The sequence below is a fragment of the Pseudomonas sp. 1912-s genome (genome assembly GCF_029269205.1).
Lineage (GTDB): Bacteria > Pseudomonadota > Gammaproteobacteria > Pseudomonadales > Pseudomonadaceae > Aquipseudomonas.
This window is the reverse complement of the sequence record NZ_JARIXR010000001.1, coordinates 31,545-52,091: the sequence shown is the minus strand read 5'-3', so window position 1 is coordinate 52,091 and position 20,547 is coordinate 31,545. Positions and strand designations below refer to the sequence as shown.

General features: G+C 61.7%; 21 protein-coding genes and 1 other RNA gene. 10 read left to right on the top strand and 12 right to left on the bottom strand.

Annotated features, from left to right (window positions below; genetic code table 11):
* The first annotated feature begins 5 nt into the window (after positions 1–5).
* The 3 genes from ccoS (at position 6) to hemN (ending at position 2,386) form a co-directional block, all read left to right on the top strand.
* A complete protein-coding gene (ccoS, locus tag P3C29_RS00220) occupies positions 6–224 on the top strand; it encodes a cbb3-type cytochrome oxidase assembly protein CcoS (protein ID WP_003219033.1) in 219 nt (72 codons plus the stop codon).
* The gene (locus P3C29_RS00215; protein WP_275963663.1) at positions 217–900 is read left to right on the top strand and encodes a sulfite exporter TauE/SafE family protein; all 684 of its coding nucleotides are present in this window, start codon (positions 217–219) and stop codon (positions 898–900) included. The genes ccoS and P3C29_RS00215 overlap by 8 nt, the downstream gene beginning before the upstream one ends.
* Positions 901–1,003: 103 nt before the next feature.
* On the top strand, positions 1,004–2,386 hold the full coding sequence (gene hemN / locus P3C29_RS00210; RefSeq protein WP_275963662.1) for an oxygen-independent coproporphyrinogen III oxidase: 1,383 nt from the start codon (positions 1,004–1,006) through the stop codon (positions 2,384–2,386).
* Positions 2,387–2,391: 5 nt separating this feature from the next.
* Here hemN and P3C29_RS00205 read toward each other — a convergent pair whose 3' ends face one another.
* Complete coding sequence (locus tag P3C29_RS00205) at positions 2,392–2,880, bottom strand: hypothetical protein (protein ID WP_275963661.1); 489 nt, start codon at positions 2,878–2,880, stop codon at positions 2,392–2,394.
* A 154-nt stretch (positions 2,881–3,034) separates the two neighbouring features.
* Between P3C29_RS00205 and fnr the strand changes: the two genes are divergently transcribed.
* Both fnr and P3C29_RS00195 read left to right on the top strand, forming a co-directional pair.
* The gene (fnr, locus tag P3C29_RS00200; protein WP_003219044.1) at positions 3,035–3,769 is read left to right on the top strand and encodes a fumarate/nitrate reduction transcriptional regulator Fnr; all 735 of its coding nucleotides are present in this window, start codon (positions 3,035–3,037) and stop codon (positions 3,767–3,769) included.
* 80 nt (positions 3,770–3,849) lie between these two features.
* The gene (locus P3C29_RS00195) at positions 3,850–4,398 is read left to right on the top strand and encodes an adenine phosphoribosyltransferase (protein ID WP_010176387.1); all 549 of its coding nucleotides are present in this window, start codon (positions 3,850–3,852) and stop codon (positions 4,396–4,398) included.
* Positions 4,399–4,404: 6 nt separating this feature from the next.
* Here P3C29_RS00195 and P3C29_RS00190 read toward each other — a convergent pair whose 3' ends face one another.
* From P3C29_RS00190 to dnaX, 5 genes are all read right to left on the bottom strand, one after another.
* The gene (locus tag P3C29_RS00190) at positions 4,405–5,553 is read right to left on the bottom strand and encodes an acyl-CoA dehydrogenase family protein (protein ID WP_201122212.1); all 1,149 of its coding nucleotides are present in this window, start codon (positions 5,551–5,553) and stop codon (positions 4,405–4,407) included.
* Positions 5,554–5,654: 101 nt separating this feature from the next.
* Positions 5,655–6,257, bottom strand: coding sequence for a recombination mediator RecR (recR, locus tag P3C29_RS00185; RefSeq protein WP_003219049.1), 603 nt, complete (start codon positions 6,255–6,257; stop codon positions 5,655–5,657).
* Positions 6,258–6,322: 65 nt separating this feature from the next.
* Positions 6,323–7,357 carry an NADP-dependent oxidoreductase gene (locus P3C29_RS00180; RefSeq protein WP_275963660.1) on the bottom strand — a complete coding sequence of 345 codons (1,035 nt, stop codon included), beginning with the start codon at positions 7,355–7,357 and terminating at the stop codon, positions 6,323–6,325.
* Between the two features lie 139 nt (positions 7,358–7,496).
* Positions 7,497–7,835 (bottom strand): YbaB/EbfC family nucleoid-associated protein, encoded by a 339-nt coding sequence (locus P3C29_RS00175; RefSeq protein ID WP_003193199.1) that lies wholly within the window; start codon positions 7,833–7,835, stop codon positions 7,497–7,499.
* 43 nt (positions 7,836–7,878) lie between these two features.
* The gene (dnaX, locus tag P3C29_RS00170; RefSeq protein ID WP_275963659.1) at positions 7,879–9,936 is read right to left on the bottom strand and encodes a DNA polymerase III subunit gamma/tau; all 2,058 of its coding nucleotides are present in this window, start codon (positions 9,934–9,936) and stop codon (positions 7,879–7,881) included.
* Positions 9,937–10,068: 132 nt separating this feature from the next.
* Here dnaX and P3C29_RS00165 point away from each other — a divergent pair, with 132 nt between their 5' ends.
* A complete protein-coding gene (locus tag P3C29_RS00165; RefSeq protein ID WP_275963658.1) occupies positions 10,069–10,818 on the top strand; it encodes a transporter substrate-binding domain-containing protein in 750 nt (249 codons plus the stop codon).
* A 135-nt stretch (positions 10,819–10,953) separates the two neighbouring features.
* On the opposite strand, the gene P3C29_RS00160 is transcribed toward P3C29_RS00165, so the two are convergent.
* Positions 10,954–12,645 carry an EAL domain-containing protein gene (locus P3C29_RS00160; RefSeq protein WP_201122206.1) on the bottom strand — a complete coding sequence of 564 codons (1,692 nt, stop codon included), beginning with the start codon at positions 12,643–12,645 and terminating at the stop codon, positions 10,954–10,956.
* A gap of 18 nt (positions 12,646–12,663) precedes the next feature.
* A complete protein-coding gene (locus tag P3C29_RS00155) occupies positions 12,664–14,229 on the bottom strand; it encodes a PAS domain-containing methyl-accepting chemotaxis protein (protein ID WP_201122204.1) in 1,566 nt (521 codons plus the stop codon).
* Between the two features lie 460 nt (positions 14,230–14,689).
* Between P3C29_RS00155 and P3C29_RS00150 the strand changes: the two genes are divergently transcribed.
* Positions 14,690–15,004 (top strand): helix-turn-helix transcriptional regulator, encoded by a 315-nt coding sequence (locus tag P3C29_RS00150; protein WP_003219061.1) that lies wholly within the window; start codon positions 14,690–14,692, stop codon positions 15,002–15,004.
* A gap of 147 nt (positions 15,005–15,151) precedes the next feature.
* Positions 15,152–15,523 (top strand): VOC family protein, encoded by a 372-nt coding sequence (locus tag P3C29_RS00145; protein WP_275963657.1) that lies wholly within the window; start codon positions 15,152–15,154, stop codon positions 15,521–15,523.
* Here P3C29_RS00145 and P3C29_RS00140 read toward each other — a convergent pair.
* Positions 15,437–16,405 (bottom strand): DMT family transporter, encoded by a 969-nt coding sequence (locus tag P3C29_RS00140; RefSeq protein ID WP_275963656.1) that lies wholly within the window; start codon positions 16,403–16,405, stop codon positions 15,437–15,439. The genes P3C29_RS00145 and P3C29_RS00140 overlap by 87 nt on opposite strands.
* Before the next feature lie 97 nt (positions 16,406–16,502).
* Here P3C29_RS00140 and P3C29_RS00135 point away from each other — a divergent pair, with 97 nt between their 5' ends.
* Together P3C29_RS00135 and P3C29_RS00130 are read left to right on the top strand one after the other, a co-directional pair.
* Positions 16,503–17,366 carry a LysR substrate-binding domain-containing protein gene (locus P3C29_RS00135; protein WP_003219067.1) on the top strand — a complete coding sequence of 288 codons (864 nt, stop codon included), beginning with the start codon at positions 16,503–16,505 and terminating at the stop codon, positions 17,364–17,366.
* 61 nt (positions 17,367–17,427) lie between these two features.
* Complete coding sequence (locus tag P3C29_RS00130; protein ID WP_201122200.1) at positions 17,428–18,339, top strand: DUF2167 domain-containing protein; 912 nt, start codon at positions 17,428–17,430, stop codon at positions 18,337–18,339.
* A gap of 57 nt (positions 18,340–18,396) precedes the next feature.
* On the opposite strand, the gene P3C29_RS00125 is transcribed toward P3C29_RS00130, so the two are convergent.
* The 3 genes from P3C29_RS00125 to ffs form a co-directional block, all read right to left on the bottom strand.
* The gene (locus P3C29_RS00125; protein WP_242487025.1) at positions 18,397–19,008 is read right to left on the bottom strand and encodes a hypothetical protein; all 612 of its coding nucleotides are present in this window, start codon (positions 19,006–19,008) and stop codon (positions 18,397–18,399) included.
* 1 nt (position 19,009) lies between these two features.
* On the bottom strand, positions 19,010–20,056 hold the full coding sequence (locus P3C29_RS00120) for an N-acetylmuramidase family protein (protein WP_275963655.1): 1,047 nt from the start codon (positions 20,054–20,056) through the stop codon (positions 19,010–19,012).
* A gap of 312 nt (positions 20,057–20,368) precedes the next feature.
* An RNA gene (gene ffs / locus P3C29_RS00115) (signal recognition particle sRNA small type) lies at positions 20,369–20,465 on the bottom strand.
* Between the last annotated feature and the right edge of the window lie 82 nt (positions 20,466–20,547).

The window sequence follows — 20,547 nt, the reverse complement described above, 5'->3', positions numbered from 1 at the left end:
TGCAGATGCCAGCTCTTTACGTGATGATCCCGGCGGCACTGTTGATCGTGGCCATTGCCATTTACATCTTCTTCTGGGCGGTGGACAGCGGCCAGTACGACGATTTGGACGGCCCGGCCCACAGCGTGCTGTTCGATGACCAGGACCCGAATCACCTGGCCGCCGTCGATGAAGCCAACGGCCCCGAGCAACCGCCCAAGCCCAAAGACCCGCCCCATGCTTGAACTGGCGCCCCTGCTGGTCTCGGCGGTGATCCTCGGCCTGCTGGGCGGCGGCCATTGCCTGGGCATGTGCGGCGGCCTGATGGGCGCGCTGACCCTGGCAATACCCAAGGAGCAACGCAGTCGGCGCTTTCGCCTGCTGCTGGCCTACAACCTGGGACGCATCCTCAGCTACGCCACCGCCGGCCTGTTGATCGGCCTGGCCGGCTGGGCGGTGGCCAACAGCCCGGCAGCGATGTTCATGCGCCTCCTCGCCGGGCTGCTGCTGATCTGCATGGGCTTGTACCTGGCCGGCTGGTGGAGCGGCCTGACCCGCATCGAAAGCCTCGGTCGCGGCCTGTGGCGCCATATCCAGCCGGTTGCCAACCGTTTGTTGCCGGTGTCCAGCCTGCCCCGGGCATTGCTGCTGGGCGCGCTCTGGGGCTGGCTGCCGTGCGGCCTGGTCTACAGCACCCTGCTGTGGGCGGCCAGCCAGGGCAATGCGCTGGACAGTGCAGTGCTGATGCTCGCGTTTGGCCTTGGTACCTGGCCGGTGCTGCTGGCCACCGGCCTCGCAGCCGAACGTGTCACTGCTGTGTTGCGCAAACGCAGCGTGCGCATGACCGGAGGCCTGCTGGTGATTGTGTTTGGCCTGTGGACACTGCCAGGCCCCCATCAGCACTGGCTAATGGGCCATTAAAAGGCCATGTGGCATAGCGCCGCTCCCCGTTGATGCAAATCAAGATGGCCCCTGCACCCAGCCCCTAGACTCGGCCCACTAGCCTATCCGGGGGAACGCCCGCATGCTCGACGCCATTCGTTGGGACACTGATCTGATTCACCGCTACGACCTGGCGGGGCCGCGCTACACCTCGTACCCCACCGCCGTACAATTCGACAGCCAGGTCGGCACCTTCGACCTGCTCCACGCCCTGCGCGACAGTCGCAAGGCCGCACGGCCCTTGTCGCTGTACGTGCATGTGCCGTTCTGCGCAAATATTTGCTACTACTGCGCCTGCAACAAGGTCATCACCAAGGACCGCGGGCGGGCCCAGGCCTACCTGCAGCGCCTGGAGCAGGAAATCCAGCTGGTGGCCTGTCACCTCGACCCGAAACAGCCGGTGGAGCAACTGCATTTTGGCGGCGGCACCCCGACCTTTCTCAGCCACGACGAACTGCGCCAAGTGATGGGCCGGCTGCGCCAGCACTTCAACCTGCTGGACGATGATTCCGGCGACTACGGGATTGAAATCGACCCACGGGAAGCCGACTGGGCGACCATGGGCCTGCTGCGCGAGCTGGGGTTCAACCGCGTCAGTATCGGCGTGCAGGACCTGGACCCCGAAGTGCAGCGGGCCGTGAACCGCCTGCAAAGCCTGGAAGAAACCCGGGCGGTGATCGACGCCGCGCGCACCCTGCAGTTTCGTTCGATCAACATCGACCTGATCTACGGCCTGCCCAAGCAGACACCGTTGAATTTCGCCCGCACGGTGCAGGAAGTCATCAGCCTGCAACCCGACCGGCTCTCGGTGTTCAACTATGCACACCTGCCGGAGCGTTTCATGCCCCAGCGGCGGATCAACACCGACGACCTGCCCTCCCCGGCCGAAAAGCTGCTGATGCTGCAAACCACCATCGAGCAGTTGACCCAGGCCGGCTACCGCTACATCGGCATGGACCACTTCGCCCTGCCGGACGACGAACTGGCCATCGCCCAGGAAGAAGGCACCCTGCAACGCAACTTCCAGGGCTACACCACCCACGGGCATTGCGACTTGATCGGGCTCGGGGTATCGGCGATCAGCCAGATCGGCGACCTGTACTGCCAGAACAGCAGCGACCTGAATCACTACCAGAACGCCCTGGCCGGCGCGCAACTGGCCACCAGCCGTGGGTTGTTGTGCACCACGGATGACCGGCTGCGACGGGAAGTGATTCAGCAGTTGATCTGCAATTTCAGCCTGAATTTCGAGAAGATCGAACAGGCGTTCAACATCGATTTTCGCGGCTATTTCGACGAACTCTGGCCGCAGCTGGAAGCGATGACCGACGACGGACTGATCGAAGTCGACCCACAGGGCATCCGCGTATTACCGGCGGGACGCCTGCTGGTGCGCTCGGTGTGCATGGTGTTCGATGCCTACCTGGAGCATCAGAACCGGCAACGATTTTCGCGGGTGATCTGAGGGTGTTACTTCGCCATCAGGCTCATTGCTTCCATCTGGGCCTGGGGCGTCTCGTCTTTCAAGACTTTGGCCAATTGCGTCTGGGCTGTCATCAAGCCGGCCTGGATGGTCGCCACGTCGCCCTGTAAGCCTGCCACCTTGGCCTGGCGTGCCTCCGGACTCAGGGAGGTGTTAGCCATGGCTGCGGAGAGCTCCGCCATCTTCTGCGCAAGCTGCTTTTTCAGCTCGCGGATCATTTTCAACAGTTGCTTGGCGCTGTCGCTCAGGCTGCTGTCGTCAATATCGCTGTTGGAGGACTTCTTCGCCGAGGCCATGCCCATCCCCGCACCGGAAATGGTGACCTTTACGCCTTCAGTGGCGCTGGGCTCCGCCGCCTTGGTTTCAGCAGCCGGCGCTTTGGCGGCCGCTTCTTTTTCCTTGGCTGCATCGGCAGCTTTCCAAATCGACACCGCTGTCGCGTTGATAATCGGGTTTTGGACCGTGCTGACTGACATGATCTGAGCTCCAGCTCATTTGAGAGACATCCATGTATCGGCGCCGATACATAAAGCTTTATACCGTTGCTGCTTTTTTGTACACGCTGGCCTGATCGCCCCCCAGTGCGTTACCCTTACGTCTTATGTGTGTTTTCCCACAAGGATTTAAGAAATGTCCGAGCCAGTTAAACTGCGCGCTCATAGCCAGGCTCATTGCAAGGATTGCAGCCTGGCCCCCCTCTGCCTGCCACTTTCGTTGAATTTGGAAGACATGGAAGCGCTGGACGAGATCGTCAAACGCGGTCGCCCACTGAAGAAAGGCGAGTTCCTGTTTCGCCAGGGCGACAAGTTTGATTCCGTTTATGCAGTACGTTCGGGTGCGTTGAAAACCTTCAGCCTGAGCGATGGCGGCGAAGAGCAGATCACCGGTTTCCACCTGCCCAGCGAGCTGGTCGGGTTGTCGGGCATGGACACCGAGATTCACCCGGTGTCGGCCCAGGCCCTGGAAACCACCTCGGTGTGTGAAATCCCGTTCGAGCGCCTGGATGAACTGGCCCTGCAGTTGCCACAACTGCGCCGCCAGTTGATGCGCGTGATGAGCCGGGAAATCCGCGACGACCAGCAGATGATGCTGCTGTTGTCGAAGAAAACCGCCGACGAGCGGATCGCCACGTTCCTGGTCAACCTCTCCGCGCGTTTCCGTGCCCGGGGTTTCTCGGCCAACCAGTTCCGCCTGAGCATGTCGCGCAACGAAATCGGCAATTACCTGGGCCTCGCGGTGGAAACCGTGTCCCGCGTATTCACCCGCTTCCAGCAGAACGAGTTGATTGCGGCCGAAGGCAAGGAAGTGCACATCCTTGACCCGATCCAGCTCTGCGCTTTGGCTGGCGGTTCGCTCGACGGTTGATCCAGACACCTGCGGCCGCGCCAATCGGCTGGGTCGCAGGTATACTTCGAGTCCGTTTTCCGCCCCAGGACTCCTCGACGATGGTCTTCGATTCGTTCGACATCAAATCCCTGATTCGCCCAGTCATCGACTTCCCCAAGCCTGGGGTGATCTTTCGCGACATCACGCCGCTGTTCCAGTCGCCCAAGGCCTTGCGCCTGGTGGCCGACACCTTCGTTCATCGCTACGTCGAGGCCGAGTTCACGCACATTGGAGCGATGGACGCCCGGGGCTTTTTGATCGGTTCGATCATTGCCTACCAGTTGAACAAGCCGCTGATCCTGTTCCGCAAGCAAGGCAAACTGCCGGCTGACGTGCTGGCCGAGGGTTACCAGACCGAGTACGGCGAAGCCTTCCTGGAAGTGCACGCCGACAGTTTGTGCGAGGGTGATTCGGTGCTGATGTTCGATGACCTGATTGCCACCGGCGGCACGCTGATCGCAGCGGCCAACCTGGCACGGCGCATGGGCGCACGGATTTTCGAAGCGGCGGCGATCATTGACCTGCCGGAGCTCGGTGGGTCCCAGCGTCTGGAAGACATGGGCATACCGACGTTCTGCCTGACGCAGTTTGCGCTGACGGACCGTTGATCCGGGTTACAAGCCCATCTGCTTGCTGATGATTTCGTTCATCACTTCCCGAGTCCCGCCACCGATGGACAGGATGCGGTTGTCGCGATACAGCCGCTCCACCAGGTTGCCGCGCATGTAACCCTGGCCGCCGAGGATCTGCACCGCGTCATAGGTCACGCGGTCGGCGGTATCGGTGGCGAGGTTCTTGGCCATGGAAATCTCCTTGATCACACTCTTGCCTGCGGCCATCTTGGCGGCCTGGCGGTAGGTGAATTCCCGGGAGACTTCCACCGCCGTGGCCATTTCCGCCAGGCGATGCTTGAGCACCTGGAACTTGCCGATAGGCTTACCAAACGCTTCGCGCCGGGCCGCCCACTCCAGGCTTTCCTCCAGGGCCATCTGCGCCGTCATGTTGGCCATCAAGGCCAGGGCCAGCCGTTCGCTCTGGAAGTTACCCATGATGCAGGCGAAACCCATGTTCTCGGCGCCAATCAGGTTGCCTACCGGTACGCGGCAATCGTCGAAGAACAGCTCGGCGGTGTCCGACGCCCACCAGCCCATTTTCTTCAGTGGCGTCCCGGTGGTGAAGCCAGGCGTGTCCTTTTCGATCAACAACAGGCTGATACCGCCAAACCCCGGCCCACCGGTGCGCACTGCCACGGTGTAGAAATCGGCGCGCTGGCCGCTGGTGATAAAGGTTTTGCTGCCGCTGACCCGGTAATGGTCGCCGTCGAGCACGGCGCGGGTTTGCAGGTTGGCGACATCGGAGCCGCCGCCGGGCTCGGTGACGGCCAGGGCGCAGATCTTCTCGCCGCACAAGACCTGCGGTGCGACACGATCACGTATTTCAGGCCGGGCCCATTTGACGATGGGTGGCAAGCCGATATCCAGCGAGCCCAACCCCGCTACCACGCCGCCGGAGCCACAGCGCATCAGCTCTTCGCTGGCCGCGACCTTGGCGAACAGGTCACCTTCGTGGCTGCCGCCCAGGGCTTCGGGGTAACCGATGCCGAGGATCCCCGCCGCGCCAGCCTTGAGGTACAGCTCCCGGGGGAAGCTCTCGGCTTCTTCCCACTGCTCGATGCCCGGCAACATCTCGCGCTCGACGAAACGTCGCACGCTGTCACGGACCAATTGGTGGCTGGGGTCGAAGTATTCCTGATAGGCAGACATCGGCAAGCTCCACGGGAAGGTGGAGCGAACTTACCAAGCGCTTGCTTGGTTATCAAGCAAGAAGAAAGACTCGTGAACACCACAAACAAATGTGGTGTTTGTTACAGGGCGATCGGCTTACGCCCGGCAAACGAATGCGCCAAGGTACCGCCATCCACCAGTTCCAACTCGCCACCCAGCGGTACGCCGTGGGCGATACGCGAAGTGATCAGGCCTTTGTTGGTCAGCAACTGCGCGATGTAATGGGCTGTCGCTTCGCCTTCCACCGTTGGGTTGGTGGCCAGGATCACCTCGACAAAGGTGCCCTGCTCCTCGATCCGTGTCACCAATTGCGGAATACCAATGGCCTCCGGCCCCAGCCCGTCCAGTGGCGACAGATGGCCCTTGAGCACAAAGTAACGCCCGCGGTAACCGGTCTGCTCCACCGCGTACACGTCCATCGGCCCTTCGACCACGCACAGCAGCGTGTCGTCGCGGCGCGGGTCGGCGCATTGCGGGCAGAGTTCTTCTTCGGTCAGGGTGCGGCACTGGCGGCAGTGGCCTACGCCTTCCATGGCCTGGCTCAAGGCCTGGGCCAGTCGGGACCCACCGCTGCGATCACGCTCCAGCAGTTGCAGCGCCATGCGCTGGGCGGTTTTCTGGCCCACGCCCGGCAAAGTACGCAGGGCGTCGATCAGTTGACGAATCAGGGGGCTGAAGCTCATGGGGAAAGGTCCGACAAAACAACGAGACGCGGTTTATACCCGCGCCCCGGATTAGCGTCAAATGCTCAATCTTGTGCGACGCGCACCACCAACTTGCCGAAGTTACGCCCCTCCAGCAAACCGATAAAGGCTTCAGGCGCCTGCTCCAGACCTTCCACCACGTCCTCGCGGAACTTGATCTTGCCGTCCCGCACCCACGGCGCCATGGCACTGAGGAACTCCGGCTGGCGGTCGCCGTAGTCATCAAACACGATAAAGCCCTGGATCCGCACACGCTTGGTCAGCAACGTGCGCTGCAGCGCAGGCAGTCGGTCGGGGCCGCTGGGGGCTTCGTGGGCGTTGTAGCCGGCGATCAGGCCGCACAACGGAATGCGCGCCTTGGCATTCAGCAGCGGCACCACCGCGTCGAAGACCTTGCCGCCGACGTTTTCAAAGTAGATATCGATGCCTTTGGGACAAGCCTGGGCCAGTTCCTCGGCAAAGTTGTCGCCCTTGTGATCGATGCACGCATCAAAGCCCAGCTCATCCACCACATAACGGCACTTGTCGGCGCCACCGGCCACGCCGACCACCCGCAGGCCCTTGATCTTCGCCACCTGGCCGACCACCGAGCCCACCGCACCGGAAGCCGCCGCCACCACCAGGGTTTCCCCGGACGTGGGTTGGCCGATGTCCGTGAGGCCCATGTAGGCGGTCATGCCGGGCATCCCCAGCACACCCAAGGCCATGGACGGACTGGCCAGGCCCTTGGGCACCGGGATCAGGTTGCGGCCATCGGAGATGCTGTGGCTCTGCCAGCCGGTGGAACCGACCACCAGGTCACCCACTTCGAACTTGGGATTGCGGGATTGCTCGATACGGCTGACAGCGCCACCGGTCATCACCTCGTCGATTTCTACGGGTGCGGCGTAGGACGGTGCATCACTCATGCGCCCGCGCATGTACGGGTCCAGAGACAGGTAAAGGGTTTTCAGCAGGACCTGGCCGTCGGCCAGTTCCGGCAGCGCGACGCGTTCCAGGCGAAAGTTTTCCGGCACCGGTGCGCCGTGAGGGCGTGAGACCAGCACGATGCGCTGGTTGAGGGTCAATGCTTCGGTCATCAGCGAGGCTCCTTCTATCGGTGATTGAATTCAACGGTATAGGGTGCAGACAGCATTCAAGGGTTACGCGTTCGATCAGCTTACCCCCAAAAAAAATGCCAGGCACGGGGCCTGGCATTTTCAGTCGCGGGCTTGCCGGTCAGAACGGCAGCTTCATCCCCGGTGGCAGTTGCATGCCAGCGGTCACACCGGACATTTTGTCCTGGCTGTTGGCTTCGATCTTGCGCACGGCGTCGTTGACGGCCGCGGCGAACAGCGCCTCAAGCATTTCCAGGTCATCTTCGCCAACACCCGGCAATACGCTTGGGTCGATGCTCACGCGCTTGATGTCGTGACGACCGGTCATCACGACGCTGACCATATCGCCACCGGCTTTACCGGTGACTTCGGCGTTGGCCAGTTCTTCCTGCATCTTGGCCATCTTTTCCTGCATCTGCTGCGCCTGCTTCATCAGGCCGGCCATGCCACCTTTCATCATGGGAATCACCTCAAAAGTACGTGGATCAATTATTGGCCCCGGCTTACGACGCTTGGGGAACCGGGGCTTCTACAGGTTCAATAGTATCGTGACGCACCACCGCGCCAAACTGCTCCATCATCTGCTGGATGAGCGGATCACCGTGGATCGACTCTTCAGCCTCGCGCTGGCGGTTGACCCGGCGACGGGAAGCGGCCTGGGCCGGGGTTTCCTGCTCGGGCTTGATCAGCTCGATGCTGATGGTCAGCGTGCGTCCGTGGAACTGGTTCAGGGCATCGTTGAGCCGACGCTGCTGGGTCGCGTTGAACAGGGCGCTGTGGGCCGGGTCCAGGTGCAGCAACCAATGGTCGCCATCCACGGCAATCAGCGTGCAGTTGGCGGCGATGCTGCCGGTCATGCCGGAAATCGGCAGTTTCGGGAACAGCTCCAGCCATTGCAACGCCAGGCCGGTGGCCGGCATCGCTGCCGGTTCGGGTTCGGGCTCCGGGGCGGGCTCGGCGGTATGTTCGCTGGCCAGGTCGTCCAGGTAGCTGTAGGCCGAGTCCATGTCCGGCTCGATGTAGTCTTCGTCCAGCGGCGGCTCGTCGTCGAGGTCGGTGCCCGGGGTAGCGGCGTCCACTTGAGCGACGGTCGGCTCCGGCACCGGGGCCGACACCCACTCGGGAGCGTCCGGCACCACGCTGTCCGGGGTTGGTGACGGCATCGGCGTCAGTTCGGGCTGCTCGGCGGCGGTTTCCAGTACCGGCTCGACGGCAGGCTGCAGCTCGACTTCGGCTTCTACCGGGTCGTTCCACGGCAAGTCGACTTCAGGCACAGGCGCCGGCTCAACCACCGGTTCAGGCACGACCACAGGCGCTACGGGCTCGGCAACCACCGGGGCCGGTGCCGGCGCAACCGGCGCAGGCGGCGAAACCACTGGCGCGACAACAGCCGGGCCAGCCACTGGTTTGGCGGAATCAACTGTGGCCTGGCTGATCCCCACTGGCTTTAGCGGCTGTCTCGGCGCATCCGCCGTGTCGGCGGGCCTGAAGGCCAGCATCCGCAGCAGGACCATTTCGAAGCCGCCGCGCGGGTCGGGTGCCAACGGCAAGTCACGTCGGCCAATCAGGCCCATCTGGTAGTAGAACTGCACATCTTCGGCCGGCAGCGCCTGGGCCAGGGCCAGCACGCGCTCGCGGTCGCCATGGCCGTTGTCGACACCTTCAGGCAAGGCCTGGGCGATGGCGACTCGGTGCAGCACGTTGAGAATTTCCGAGAGCACGCCATTCCAGTCCGGGCCTTGCTCGGACAGATGGCGCACGGCTTCGAGCAACGCCTTGGCGTCGCCCTCGATCAGCGCGTGCAGCACGTCGAACACCTGGCCGTGGTCCAGGGTGCCGAGCATCGCCCGCACGTCGGCCGCCATGACCTTGCCTTCACCAAAGGCGATGGCCTGGTCGGTGAGGCTCATGGCGTCGCGCATCGAGCCGTCGGCGGCACGCCCCAACAGCCACAGGGCGTCGTCTTCGAACGGCACGTTCTCGACGCCCAGCACGTGAGTCAAATGCTCGACCACCCGCTCCGGGGTCATGTTTTTCAGGGAGAACTGCAGGCACCGCGACAAAATCGTTGCAGGAAGTTTCTGCGGGTCGGTGGTGGCCAGGATGAATTTGACGTAGGGCGGCGGCTCTTCCAGGGTTTTCAACAGCGCGTTGAACGAGTGGCTGGAGAGCATGTGCACTTCGTCGATCAGGTAGACCTTGAAGCGGCCGCGGCTCGGCGCGTACTGCACGTTGTCGAGCAGCTCGCGGGTGTCTTCGACCTTGGTGCGGCTTGCGGCGTCGATCTCGATCAGGTCGACAAAGCGCCCTTCGTCGATTTCCCGGCACACCGAGCAGGTACCGCAGGGCGTCGAGGTAATGCCGGTTTCACAGTTCAGGCACTTGGCGATGATACGGGCAATGGTGGTCTTGCCCACACCGCGGGTACCGGTGAACAGGTAGGCGTGGTGCAGCCGCTGGCTGTCCAAGGCATTGATCAGAGCCTTGAGCACATGGGTCTGGCCGACCATTTCGCGGAACGAGCGCGGACGCCATTTACGTGCAAGAACCTGATAACTCATCGAAAACCGTCGCAACTGGGAAGCGGAAGCGGGTAATGCTAGCGGAGCAAGGGGGAAATTGCATCCGGCACGCTCGTCTAATCTGACTAAGCTGGTCTAACCAAGCTTTAAATGGCTGAAGCCGGAGAGTTTATGCGCGCAGTCGTGGGCGCCTTGTGGATGATTGCAACGGTCAGCCTGGCGGCCCCCGCACCTCTGCGTTTCTCCATTTCCGACAGCTGGACCATGCCCATGGTGCAACTCGACCAGGGCCAGCCGACCCAGGGCATTTTGTATGACGTGATGTTGAGCCTGGCCACCCAGGTCGGGCGCCCCGCGAAATTCGTGGTGCTGCCCCGTGCGCGCATCGACACCGCCATGGAGCGCGGGGACGTTGATGTGCGCTGCTACGTGACGCCGGCGTGGCTGAACAACCTGTCGGGCGACTACACCTGGAGCCTCCCGCTGATGGTGCAGCGCAATGTGCTGGTCGCCGCGCAGGTGCCACCGCTGTCAGTGCGCCTGGACAGTCTGGCGTCGCAACACATCGGCACGGTGCTCGGCTATAGCTACCCGACCCTGGAACCACGCTTCGCCAGGGGCCAGCTCAGCCGCGAGGACAGCCGCAGTGAGGAGCAGGTGTTGCAGAAGCTCGCGGCCGGGCGTTTCAACTATGCGGTGAGCAATGAATGGATCCTCGACCGCTTTAATCAGCAATTACCGCCCACACAGCGCCTGCACACAGTGGCCGTGATCGAAGAACAAAGCCTGGGCTGTTACGTGCGCAACGACCCGCAGGTGCCCGGGCAACAGATCCTGCGCACGTTGCTGCGGATGAAAATGTCCGGCGAGATTGATGAAATCATCCAGCTGTACACCGGGAACAGCGCCCCCGCCCCTTGAGATCACCTGATTTACTCTGTGGCGAGGGAGCTTGCTCCCGCTGGGCTGCGTAGCGGCCCTAATCTTTGGGAGCGCTGCGCACTCCGGCGGGAGCAAGCTCCCTCACCACAGCAAGCTCCCTCGCCACAGTAAACATCACTCGAGCTTTTGCCACTGCAGCGGCGGCGCAAACCCTTCAACCCAACCCGGCACCTCCACCGCCGGCATCGGCCGGGCGATGAAATAGCCCTGGGCCACTTCGCAACCCATGCGCATCAATAGCTGCCCGTGCTCCAGGGTCTCCAGGCCCTCGGCGATCACTTCGCGGCCAAACGCCCGGGCGAGGCCGATCACGGCCTTGGTCAGCGCCAGGTCGTCCTTGTCGTGCAGGATGTCGCGCACGAACGACTTGTCGATCTTGATGGTCTGGGTCGGCAGCCGCTTGAGGTAGCTGAGGGACGAATAGCCGGTGCCAAAATCATCCAGGGAAAACTGCACGCCCAGGGCCTGGCAGGCTTCCAGGTGCTGGGTGACGCGCTGGATATTGTCGATGGCCACCGACTCGGCTATCTCCAGGTCCAGCCGGTGCGGCTCCACCTGCGGATAGTGCGCCAGCAAGTCTTGCAGCCGCTCGACAAAATCCTCGCGCTGGAAATGCCGCGCCGCGATATTCACGCTCACCGACCACCAGTGTCCATGCACCTGCCACTGGTGCATCTGACGCAACACCTGGTCGATCACCCATTCGCCGATGTCGACAATCAGGTCGGTCTGCTCGATCAGCGGCAGGAAGTCCCCCGGCGTCACCAGGCCACGCTCGGGGTGCTGCCAGCGCAATAACGCTTCGAACCCCACCACCGTGCCGCAGCGCAAGTTGACCTTGGGCTGGTAGTGCAGGCACAACTGCCCCGCCGCCAGGGCCTGGCGAATCTGCTCCACCGTCTGGTGGCTGGCTTTGACCTCTTGCTCCAGGGACACATCAAACAACTGGTAACGGTTGCGCCCACTCTGCTTGGCCACGTACATCGCCTGGTCGGCATGACGCAGCAAGGTGTCGGCGTCTTCGTCATCCAGGGGAAACAGCGTGACGCCGATGCTGGCGAACACGTTCAGCTCGGCACCCTGGATCGAGTACGGCTCGGAAATCGCCTTGAGGATGCGCAGCAAGGCACCGTTGAGCTCATCGATATCACGCACGTAACGCAGGATCAGCACAAACTCATCACCGGCGAGCCGCGCGACCACGTCCTCGCCGCGAATAATCTCCCGCAGCCGCGTAGCCACCTCCACCAACAGCAAATCGCCGCAGGCATGCCCATACCCGTCGTTGACCGCCTTGAAGCCGTCCAGGTCGAGCATGCACAACGCCAGCGGGATGTCTTCGTTGCGGGAGAATTCGAGGGACTGGTTAAGCAACTCGGACAGGTAGGCACGGTTTGGCAAGCCGGTCAGCACATCGTGGCCGACCCGCCATTGCAGGGTGTGCAGCAGTTGACGCTTTTCGCTGACATCAAAGCGGATCGACACGTACTTCTGCACGCGCCCGGTCTGCTCATCGAGCAGCGGCACCATGGTGCTGTCGACCCAATACAATGTCCCATCCTTGGCCCGGTTGCAGATTTCCCCACGCCACACCCGGCCTTCGCTGATGGCCTGCCACATGCCCTGGAAAAACGCCGCAGGGTGCAGCCCGGAACTGAGGATCCGGTGGTTTTGGCCCAGCAACTCGTCACGCCCGTAGCCGGACATGCCGCAGAACTGGTCATTGACGTAAGTGATGCAGCCCGCCAGGTCAGTCTCGGAGAAAATGGCGGCTGCATCCACGGCCCTGCGGTATTTCTCGTCCATGAGTCAGGCTCACTGTGGCTAGCGGTTGAACCGCTCGACCAGGGCGCGCAACCCGGAAGAGATGCTTTCGAGTTCCCTGCCACGGGTGACTGCAGCGTTGGCATTGCCCGCTGTCTTTTGCACCGTGGCGGCGACGTTATTGATCTGGTGTGACACTTCCTCGGCGACGTGGGATTGTTCCTGTGAGGCAGCAGCCATTTGCTGACTCATGTCGGTAATACGTTCCACCGCGTGGCGAATGCCTTGCAGCGCCTGTTGCGCCTCAAGCACTTGCTGCACGCCCTGCTCGGCTTCGTGAATGCCCAGGCTTGCGATCTCGACCGCCTCATCGGCACCGGCCCGCAGGTTCTGGATGATGCCCTGGATCTGCTGGGTCGACTCCCGCGTCTTGCCCGCCAGTGCACGCACCTCATCAGCCACCACCGCAAAGCCGCGGCCTTGCTCGCCGGCGCGGGCCGCTTCAATGGCCGCGTTGAGCGCCAGCAGGTTGGTCTGGTCGGCGATTGCCTGGATCATGCTCGCAGCCACCTGGATCTGCTGGGTCTGCCCGGCCAGGTTGCCTACGGCCTGGTTGATCTGGGTGACGGTGCCGGCCAGCAACTGGATCGCCTCACGGGAAGTACCGGCCACCTGGCTGCCCTGTTCGGCGAGGGTGTTGGCGGTGTGGGCTTCGCTGGCGGTTTGTTGCACGTGCACCGCCACTTCGGCGATGGACGCGGCCATCTCGGTCATGGCGGCGGCGGTCATGTCGGTCTCGGCACGCTGTTCCAGCAGCGCCGATTCGGTGGTACTCGACAGCACACTGGAGTGAGCGGCGGCTTCGGCCATCTGGTTGGCCAGGTCGCTGAGTCGGGTAAGCGCGGTTTTCAGCCGCGCCTCTTCGCTGATCAGGATCATTTCCAGCTGCGCGGTCGGGCCCAGCGCATCGCTGTAGGTCATGGCGCTGATAGGGTCGGAAAAGGTATTGGGCGTGTTCTGCACAATCCGCTTGAGCTGCAGTCCCAAGCGTTGATGGCCCCAGATGCCGACACCGAGAAACAAACCGGCAGTCAACGCCTGGGCCCACACACCTGGAGCCCATTGGAAGGCGGCGAGGCTGGCCACGGCGGCGGCCAATGGCAAGGCCATGGCCCGGGCGATCGACGCCAGGCGCCGCACTGGCGCGACCGCCGCACCACCGGCCTGCAAACGTGCGTACAGCGCCTCTGCGCGCCGCACCTGTTCGCGGGTGGGCTTGACCCGCACCGACTCGTAGCCGGTCAGGCGCCCGTCTTCGAGAATCGGCGTCACATAGGCGCTGACCCAATAATAGTTGCCGTTCTTGCAGCGGTTCTTCACCACGCCCATCCAGCTCTGCCCGGCCTTGAGGTAGCTCCACATCAGCTGGAACACGGCGGGCGGCATGTCCGGGTGGCGCACCAGGTTGTGGGTGCTGCCGATCAGCTCGGCCTGGGTAAAGCCGCTCATGGCAGCAAACTCGGCGTTGCAGTAGGTAATGTGGCTGTTGACGTCAGTCGCGGAAATTAGCCGTTGCTGCTCCCCAAAAGTCTGCTCAACAGCAGTGACCGGCAAATTGAGACGCACGTTAAAGCTCCATGGACAGCATTCGATCGCTCTCTGGACCACCGGGTAGGCAGGACAGGTGGATTCGTATTTCCAGTCGGGCTGCGCCGTCGATCGGCTGGTTGGCCGCAAAGGTACGCAAACCCACGATTTTGCACAGCAATTCACCATCCATTCAGTGATGATCAACTAGGCTTTAATTCGGGTATCCGGCACGTGAGGCGCAATGATGCGTGGCACTGACGAGCGACATTTCGGTCCCTGCCAAGCGTCCGTTTTAGGGGCACATTTATGAGAGTAAGGAGAAAGCAATGATTTCCTGTTTCATAAACCTGCCTTCTGAAACGAGACCACCAAATACTTGTCCTAGATGCCGATTCTACGAATTACATCACATTTTGCAAGAAAAGGTGATGGTACGTGCGGTTGTCTAATTTTAAGATTTATCGTTAAGTTCTTGATTCTAAATGGGAATTGAGCGATGCACATTTCAAGTTTGGGTCCGGCCATCAGACGTTACCGCAAGGTCGCAGGGCTTACTCAGGCTGAACTAGGTGAAAAAACCGGTTTTGACCCTAAAACCATCAGCCGCTTCGAAACCGGCACCTATACACCCAGCGTCGAGGCTCTGTTCTTGTTCGCAGAGGCGCTGGGAGTGAAGCTGAAAGTCTTTTTCGCAGACCTGGTCGACGAGGAGGAACAGCGCGCTTATCTGTTCGGTGTCATTCATAAAGCCACCCCGAAGGATCTGGGAAAGCTGATCGCAGCGGTAGACCAGGCCTTGTCCAAGCCTTAGAGCTCGTAACACAAGTGCACGCAATAAAAAGAGCAGACAGCGAGACTGTCTGCTCTTTGCTGGATGACTCCTGACATGAACTGACAGGACAGCCCCTTAGACTAGGGACTGAGCCGCGCCATTGCTGCGCCATTCCAGGGAGTCATCATGAATAGCATTGCCCATTACTTTTTGTTGTACGTCGACAGCCCGGCCACCAGTGCCAACCTCTATAGCCGCCTGCTGGACAAGCCGCCCGTGGAATTGGGGCCGACCTTTGCCCTGTTCATCCTAGAAAACGGCGTGAAGCTTGGCCTGTGGTCACGCCATACCGTGGAGCCCGCGGCCCAGGCCACGGTCGGCGGTGGCGAGGTGGGATTCTGCGTGGTGGATGTAGCAACGGTCGATGAACTGCACGCGCGCTGGGCGGACCTGGGGCTGAGCATCATCCAGTCACCGGTCGAGGCGGACTTCGGCTACACCTTTGTCGCCCAGGATCCCGACGGTCACCGTCTGCGGGTGTTCACCGTGAACCCGTAGCGGCTTGCGGCGCCAGCGCCCTTCCAGGCTGATGGCGCCGACACTGGCCAGCACGATCAGGCCACCCAGCACCACGCGCAGCGAAACCTGCTCGCCCAGCAGCGTGGCGGCCATCACCATCGCCACGGGCGGCACCAGGTACAACGCCACCGACGCGCGGCTGACCTCGATGTGCCGCAACACATAAGCCCACGCCAGGTACGCCAGCGCGCTGGGAAACGCGCCGAGCAACAGCACCGCGAGGTTGGCTTGCGTGGATGCCTGCGACACCACCGCCGGCAACCCCGGCAAATAGACACACAGCAGCAAGGTGCCCGACCACACCGTGTAGCACACGGTGGTCAGCGGGCTGTAGCGCCGGGAATAGTGTTTCTGAAGGGTGAAGTAGAGGCTCCACGACAGCGCCGCCACCAGGATCATCAAGCCACGGGGGTCGATCTCGCCCAGACCATGCTCGCCCCAGATCACCACCAGCACCCCGCTCAACCCCAGCAGCACGCACCCCCAGCGCCAACCGGTGACGCGCTCCTTCAACCCGAAAAACGCCACCAGCACCGTAAACAGCGGAACCGACTGCGCCAGCACACTGGACGCGGCAGCCGTGACAAATTGCTGGCCGAAGTTGATGGTCAGGTGGTGCAGGAAAATCCCGAAGAATCCCAGCACCAACAGCCACGGCAAGTCCCGCAGGCGTGGCCGCTCGATCCTCATGACCAATGCCACGCCGGCCATCAATACCGAAGCAATCAAGAACCGCCCCAAGGCTAACTGGCCCGGGCTGTAGCTGTGCAAGGCCATATGCACACCAATCGGCGAATACGCCCAACAGAGGATGACGCTGGCAGTGACTAGCGTAAGCTTTACAGGTGACGGGGCATTCATGAACGGCGTCCAGCAGTGGGAATGCCGTCAGTCTTGGCCCCGCCAAGACGCAGGACAATTAACCGTTTCTGACTTCTGCAATCACTGGAACTGAGCGATGGAACTGGCCCAACTGAAAATGGTGAAAGCCGTGGCGCAAACCGGCAGCGTGGCCCAGGCCGCCCTGCAATTGCACTGCGTGCCGTCCAACATCACCACGCGCATCAAGCAGCTGGAAAGCGAGTTGGGCACCCCGCTGTTCATTCGTGCCGGGCGCGGGCTGGCGATCAGTGCGGCCGGCGAAGTGTTTCTCGACTACTGCGAACGCATCCTGGCGTTAGTGGAAGAGTCCAAGCGCGCCGTCGACAGCAACGCGATTCCCCGCGGCAAACTGCGCATCGGCGCGGTGGAGTCCAGCGCCAGTGGCCGGTTGCCGCCGTTGTTGGCCGAATACCATCGACGTTATCCACAGGTGGAGCTGGAACTGGTAACCGGCGCCTGGGCTCAGCTACTCGATGACCTGCAACACCACCGCATCGATGCCGCGCTGGTGGCCGCCGGCGGCAAACGCCCGAAGCTCGAACAAAGCGTGGTCTACAGCGAGCGCCTGGTGCTGATCACCAGCGCTTCCAGCGCACCAATCGAGGATGCCCGGGACCTGGCCGGCCGCACCTTGCTGGTCTGGCCGCCCGGCTGCCCGTACCGCGCCGCCCTGGAAAACTGGCTCAAGCCCCACGACATCAAGCCGGCCATCGCCAGCTATGCCAGTTGGGGCACGATCATTGGCTGCGTCAGCGCGGGGATTGGCGTGGCACTGGCGCCGGAAGGCATCCTGGCGCGCTACGAGCAGGCCAACCAATTGACGTCCTATCGTTTTGACGAATTGGCGGCGGTGGACAACCTGCTGTTCTGGCACAAGGACACCCAGCGCCACTTGGCGCGGGACGCCTTTGCCGGGCTGCTGCGGGAAACATTCGGCTAACCCGTTGCAACATGTTTCAGTTATCCTGCCGCGAAATTAATTCAAATTGTAAGGGACTACCATGAATTACTTCCGCCTAGTGTTGGCGGCGGCCGCTCTGAGCCTGCCTGTCGCACCCGCTTTTGCCGCCCCCAAGCCGGCGCCTGTTGAAGCCACCGCCCCCGCCGAAGCTCCCGAAACCGCCGAACACTTTCTGGCTTCTCTCAAGCAGAAGACCGGCACGGTCACCCTGCCCGGCGACATTGCGACTCTCAAGCTCAACGACGAGTTCTACTACCTCGACCCCGCAGACACCGAGCGCCTGTTGACCGATGGCTGGGGCAACCCACCGGGCTTCAAGACCCTGGGCATGATCGTGCCGAAAGCCGTCAGCCCATTGTCGGAGCGCGGCTGGGGCGTGATCGTCAGCTACAAGGCCGACGGGCACATTTCGGACGAAGACGCCGCGAAAATCGACTACACCGAACTGCTCAAGCAAATGCAGGAAGAAGACGTCGAAGACAACAAGGCGCGCCAGAAACAGGGTTACGCCGGCCTGCACCTGCTGGGCTGGGCCGAGCCGCCGCACTATGACGACACCACCCACAAGATGTACTGGGCCCGCGAACTGAAGGCCGACGACGCCAAGCAGACCACCCTCAACTACAGCATCCGCGTGCTGGGCCGTGAAGGCGTGCTGGAACTCAACGCCGTCGCCGGGATGTCCGACCTGGCCACCATCAAGCAGGAACTGCCCAAGGTCCTGGCCTTTACCAACTTCACCGATGGCAACCTGTACACCGACTTCAACCCGAAGACCGACAAACTCGCGACCTACGGCCTCGCGGCACTGGTTGCCGGCGGGATCGCCGCCAAGGCCGGGCTGTTCGCCAAGATCGGCATCTTCCTGCTGGCGGCGAAGAAATTCCTGGTAGTCGGCGTCGTGGCGCTGTTCGCCGTCATCCGCAAACTGTTCAACCGCAACAAGGCCTGATTCGCGGGCGTAAAAAAGCCGCGGCGTGCCTGGCACACCGCGGCTCACAGAACGACTTCAGCTTTTCGCAGGGGCCAGCCTGGCGTATTGGTCCTGGCTGATCCAGCCTTTGGAAGAGCGGCCCTCGCCATTGATGTACTCCACCTGGGCCCAGCCATCCTTGAACGCCAGCACCGCGACCACATCGTCCTTGACCACGTAGGCACGATGATTGGCCTTGGCGTCCGGGGTTTTCTGCAGGAAGGCCTTGTCGGCCGAGACAGTGACTAGGCCAATCCACTTTTTGGCAGCCGTCTGGGTCAGGTCCAGGCCGGTGGCAATTTCGGGCATCAACACGCTGATACAGCCGGGGTGTTCGCGGCCCTTCTCCACGGTCAGCGTCACACCGTCCGAGGACGCAGCGACGGTTCCCGGATACGCCGCATCCAGCCACGTGGACACCGACGCCTTCGCGCCATCGACCTTGCCCTGCAAATAGAACGTGCACGTGCGGGTCACGCCCTCGCCCATCTCCTCAGAATAAAAACCTTCCACCTGATGCTCAGGCGTCACGGCCAGCATCAGCCCTTCGTACTTGCCCGAGTGCAGCGTGGCGGCAAATGCAGGCGTTCCGACCACACACACGAAAGAGGCAACCCACAACCGGGACAGGCAATGTTTGAACGGCATGCTATTTTTTCCCTTCAAGTGCTTCGTAGGCTTTTTTGATGCGTTGGTCATAGTCGCCATAATCCTTGCCGTTATAGTTCAACGCCATGGCGGCGTAATCCTTGTTCTTCATGGCCTTGACCAGTGCCGGGCTCTGACTGCAAAAACCGAGGAAGGCCTTTAGTTGATGCCCGGCATTAATCTTCATCGCCACCACCAATTCAAACACCGTTTTATAACCGCATGCCGTGAAGTTGGAGCCCATTATCTGAAACATGCCCCAGGAGGCCGACTTCAAGGCCGCTTCCTGATCCAGCGCAAAAGCGGTGGCCATGGTTTCCCAGGCCTTGGTCTGGTCCTTGTTATTGGCCTTCCACTGGGGCCCGGCCTTCTTCACGTAGGGGTACGACAACAGCGGGTGGGTCTGATCGTATTTCTGATGGGTGTACTTGCGAAAGTGGTGCCCTTCAAAGGCAATCACCGGCAACTTGGCCGGCCCAAAGCCGGAGCGCCCGCCCGACTCCACCGTGGCGAAGGCCTTGATGATATTGACGGATATGCCGTTACCCAACTGCGTGGCGGCGTTCTGGAAGTCCGTGTCCGTCAGCGTCGTCCCGCCATCGCACGTGGCCTGGAGCATCATCTGCCGGTTGCGCCGCTCGGCCTCGATCATCGCCCGCATGCGGTCCAGGTAATTATTGACGGTCGCCTGGACCATGTCGGAACTGGTGTTGCCAAACACATTCAGGAAAGTCGGAATGCGCAGGGTCGGGTGCGACTTGACGGGCACCTTCACCGCCTCTTCGATCAGGCTATTGAAGGTGCGCCCGGTGGGGTCGATAACACCATCCGGGTGAGCGTACTTGAGGTAGCGGAACTGATACTGGCTGATGCACTGCACCAGTTGGCCGTCGCACTTGCCGTTTTCGGCCAGGGGAAAACCCAACTTGGGAATGATCAAGTTGAACAAGTACTGGACGCACTGAACGTCGGCGGGCAAGTTGCGGGCTTTGCCCGGCGCCCCGACGGAAGCGCTGATGAGAGTAGGCAACCCTTGCAGGCTTTTCATTACCGACATCCTTGTTAGTTGGGCTGAATGAGCCATAAAGCGCCATCACTTTAATATCATCCATGTGCCGTAGACATATTTAGAAATATGTCGCTGGCGCAAACTAACAAGGCGAAATTGGGTTGTCCAGAGTGGATTCTTGAAGTTGTGAAAGGGCACTCACAGTGTTTTTTCGATAGCGATTGCTTTGCGGCGGGTGAGCGCTTTGCCAACGGACGAACAGCAGAAATCGCTTCGCACTTGACGATTGTCAGCGAAGGGTCTCATAAGCGTATTTTTTTGAATCAAGGAGGGGTGGCGTTATGGAGGCAACCCCACCAGCCACACCCCGGCACACAATGTTCCCGCTGTGGCTGCTGCCTTCCGGCTCTGACCAGGTTCACGGGTAATCGTTGCGGGGGGACCGATGGGGTCACCATAACGACGCTCGCCTCTCGGCAAGCGGGGCCATTGTACCGATCTCATCGGAAGTTACAACCGTTCGCGTGGGA

What these genes read in the sequence shown, in the direction of transcription:
- ccoS (WP_003219033.1), top strand. Translation starts at nt 6, where the DNA reads ATGCCAGCTCTTTACGTGATGATCCCGGCGGCACTGTTGATCGTGGCC.
- P3C29_RS00215 (WP_275963663.1), top strand. Translation starts at nt 217, where the DNA reads ATGCTTGAACTGGCGCCCCTGCTGGTCTCGGCGGTGATCCTCGGCCTG.
- hemN (WP_275963662.1), top strand. Translation starts at nt 1,004, where the DNA reads ATGCTCGACGCCATTCGTTGGGACACTGATCTGATTCACCGCTACGAC.
- P3C29_RS00205 (WP_275963661.1), bottom strand. Translation starts at nt 2,880, where the DNA reads ATGTCAGTCAGCACGGTCCAAAACCCGATTATCAACGCGACAGCGGTG.
- fnr (WP_003219044.1), top strand. Translation starts at nt 3,035, where the DNA reads ATGTCCGAGCCAGTTAAACTGCGCGCTCATAGCCAGGCTCATTGCAAG.
- P3C29_RS00195 (WP_010176387.1), top strand. Translation starts at nt 3,850, where the DNA reads ATGGTCTTCGATTCGTTCGACATCAAATCCCTGATTCGCCCAGTCATC.
- P3C29_RS00190 (WP_201122212.1), bottom strand. Translation starts at nt 5,553, where the DNA reads ATGTCTGCCTATCAGGAATACTTCGACCCCAGCCACCAATTGGTCCGT.
- recR (WP_003219049.1), bottom strand. Translation starts at nt 6,257, where the DNA reads ATGAGCTTCAGCCCCCTGATTCGTCAACTGATCGACGCCCTGCGTACT.
- P3C29_RS00180 (WP_275963660.1), bottom strand. Translation starts at nt 7,357, where the DNA reads ATGACCGAAGCATTGACCCTCAACCAGCGCATCGTGCTGGTCTCACGC.
- P3C29_RS00175 (WP_003193199.1), bottom strand. Translation starts at nt 7,835, where the DNA reads ATGATGAAAGGTGGCATGGCCGGCCTGATGAAGCAGGCGCAGCAGATG.
- dnaX (WP_275963659.1), bottom strand. Translation starts at nt 9,936, where the DNA reads ATGAGTTATCAGGTTCTTGCACGTAAATGGCGTCCGCGCTCGTTCCGC.
- P3C29_RS00165 (WP_275963658.1), top strand. Translation starts at nt 10,069, where the DNA reads ATGCGCGCAGTCGTGGGCGCCTTGTGGATGATTGCAACGGTCAGCCTG.
- P3C29_RS00160 (WP_201122206.1), bottom strand. Translation starts at nt 12,645, where the DNA reads ATGGACGAGAAATACCGCAGGGCCGTGGATGCAGCCGCCATTTTCTCC.
- P3C29_RS00150 (WP_003219061.1), top strand. Translation starts at nt 14,690, where the DNA reads ATGCACATTTCAAGTTTGGGTCCGGCCATCAGACGTTACCGCAAGGTC.
- P3C29_RS00145 (WP_275963657.1), top strand. Translation starts at nt 15,152, where the DNA reads ATGAATAGCATTGCCCATTACTTTTTGTTGTACGTCGACAGCCCGGCC.
- P3C29_RS00140 (WP_275963656.1), bottom strand. Translation starts at nt 16,405, where the DNA reads ATGAATGCCCCGTCACCTGTAAAGCTTACGCTAGTCACTGCCAGCGTC.
- P3C29_RS00135 (WP_003219067.1), top strand. Translation starts at nt 16,503, where the DNA reads ATGGAACTGGCCCAACTGAAAATGGTGAAAGCCGTGGCGCAAACCGGC.
- P3C29_RS00130 (WP_201122200.1), top strand. Translation starts at nt 17,428, where the DNA reads ATGAATTACTTCCGCCTAGTGTTGGCGGCGGCCGCTCTGAGCCTGCCT.
- P3C29_RS00125 (WP_242487025.1), bottom strand. Translation starts at nt 19,008, where the DNA reads ATGCCGTTCAAACATTGCCTGTCCCGGTTGTGGGTTGCCTCTTTCGTG.
- P3C29_RS00120 (WP_275963655.1), bottom strand. Translation starts at nt 20,056, where the DNA reads ATGAAAAGCCTGCAAGGGTTGCCTACTCTCATCAGCGCTTCCGTCGGG.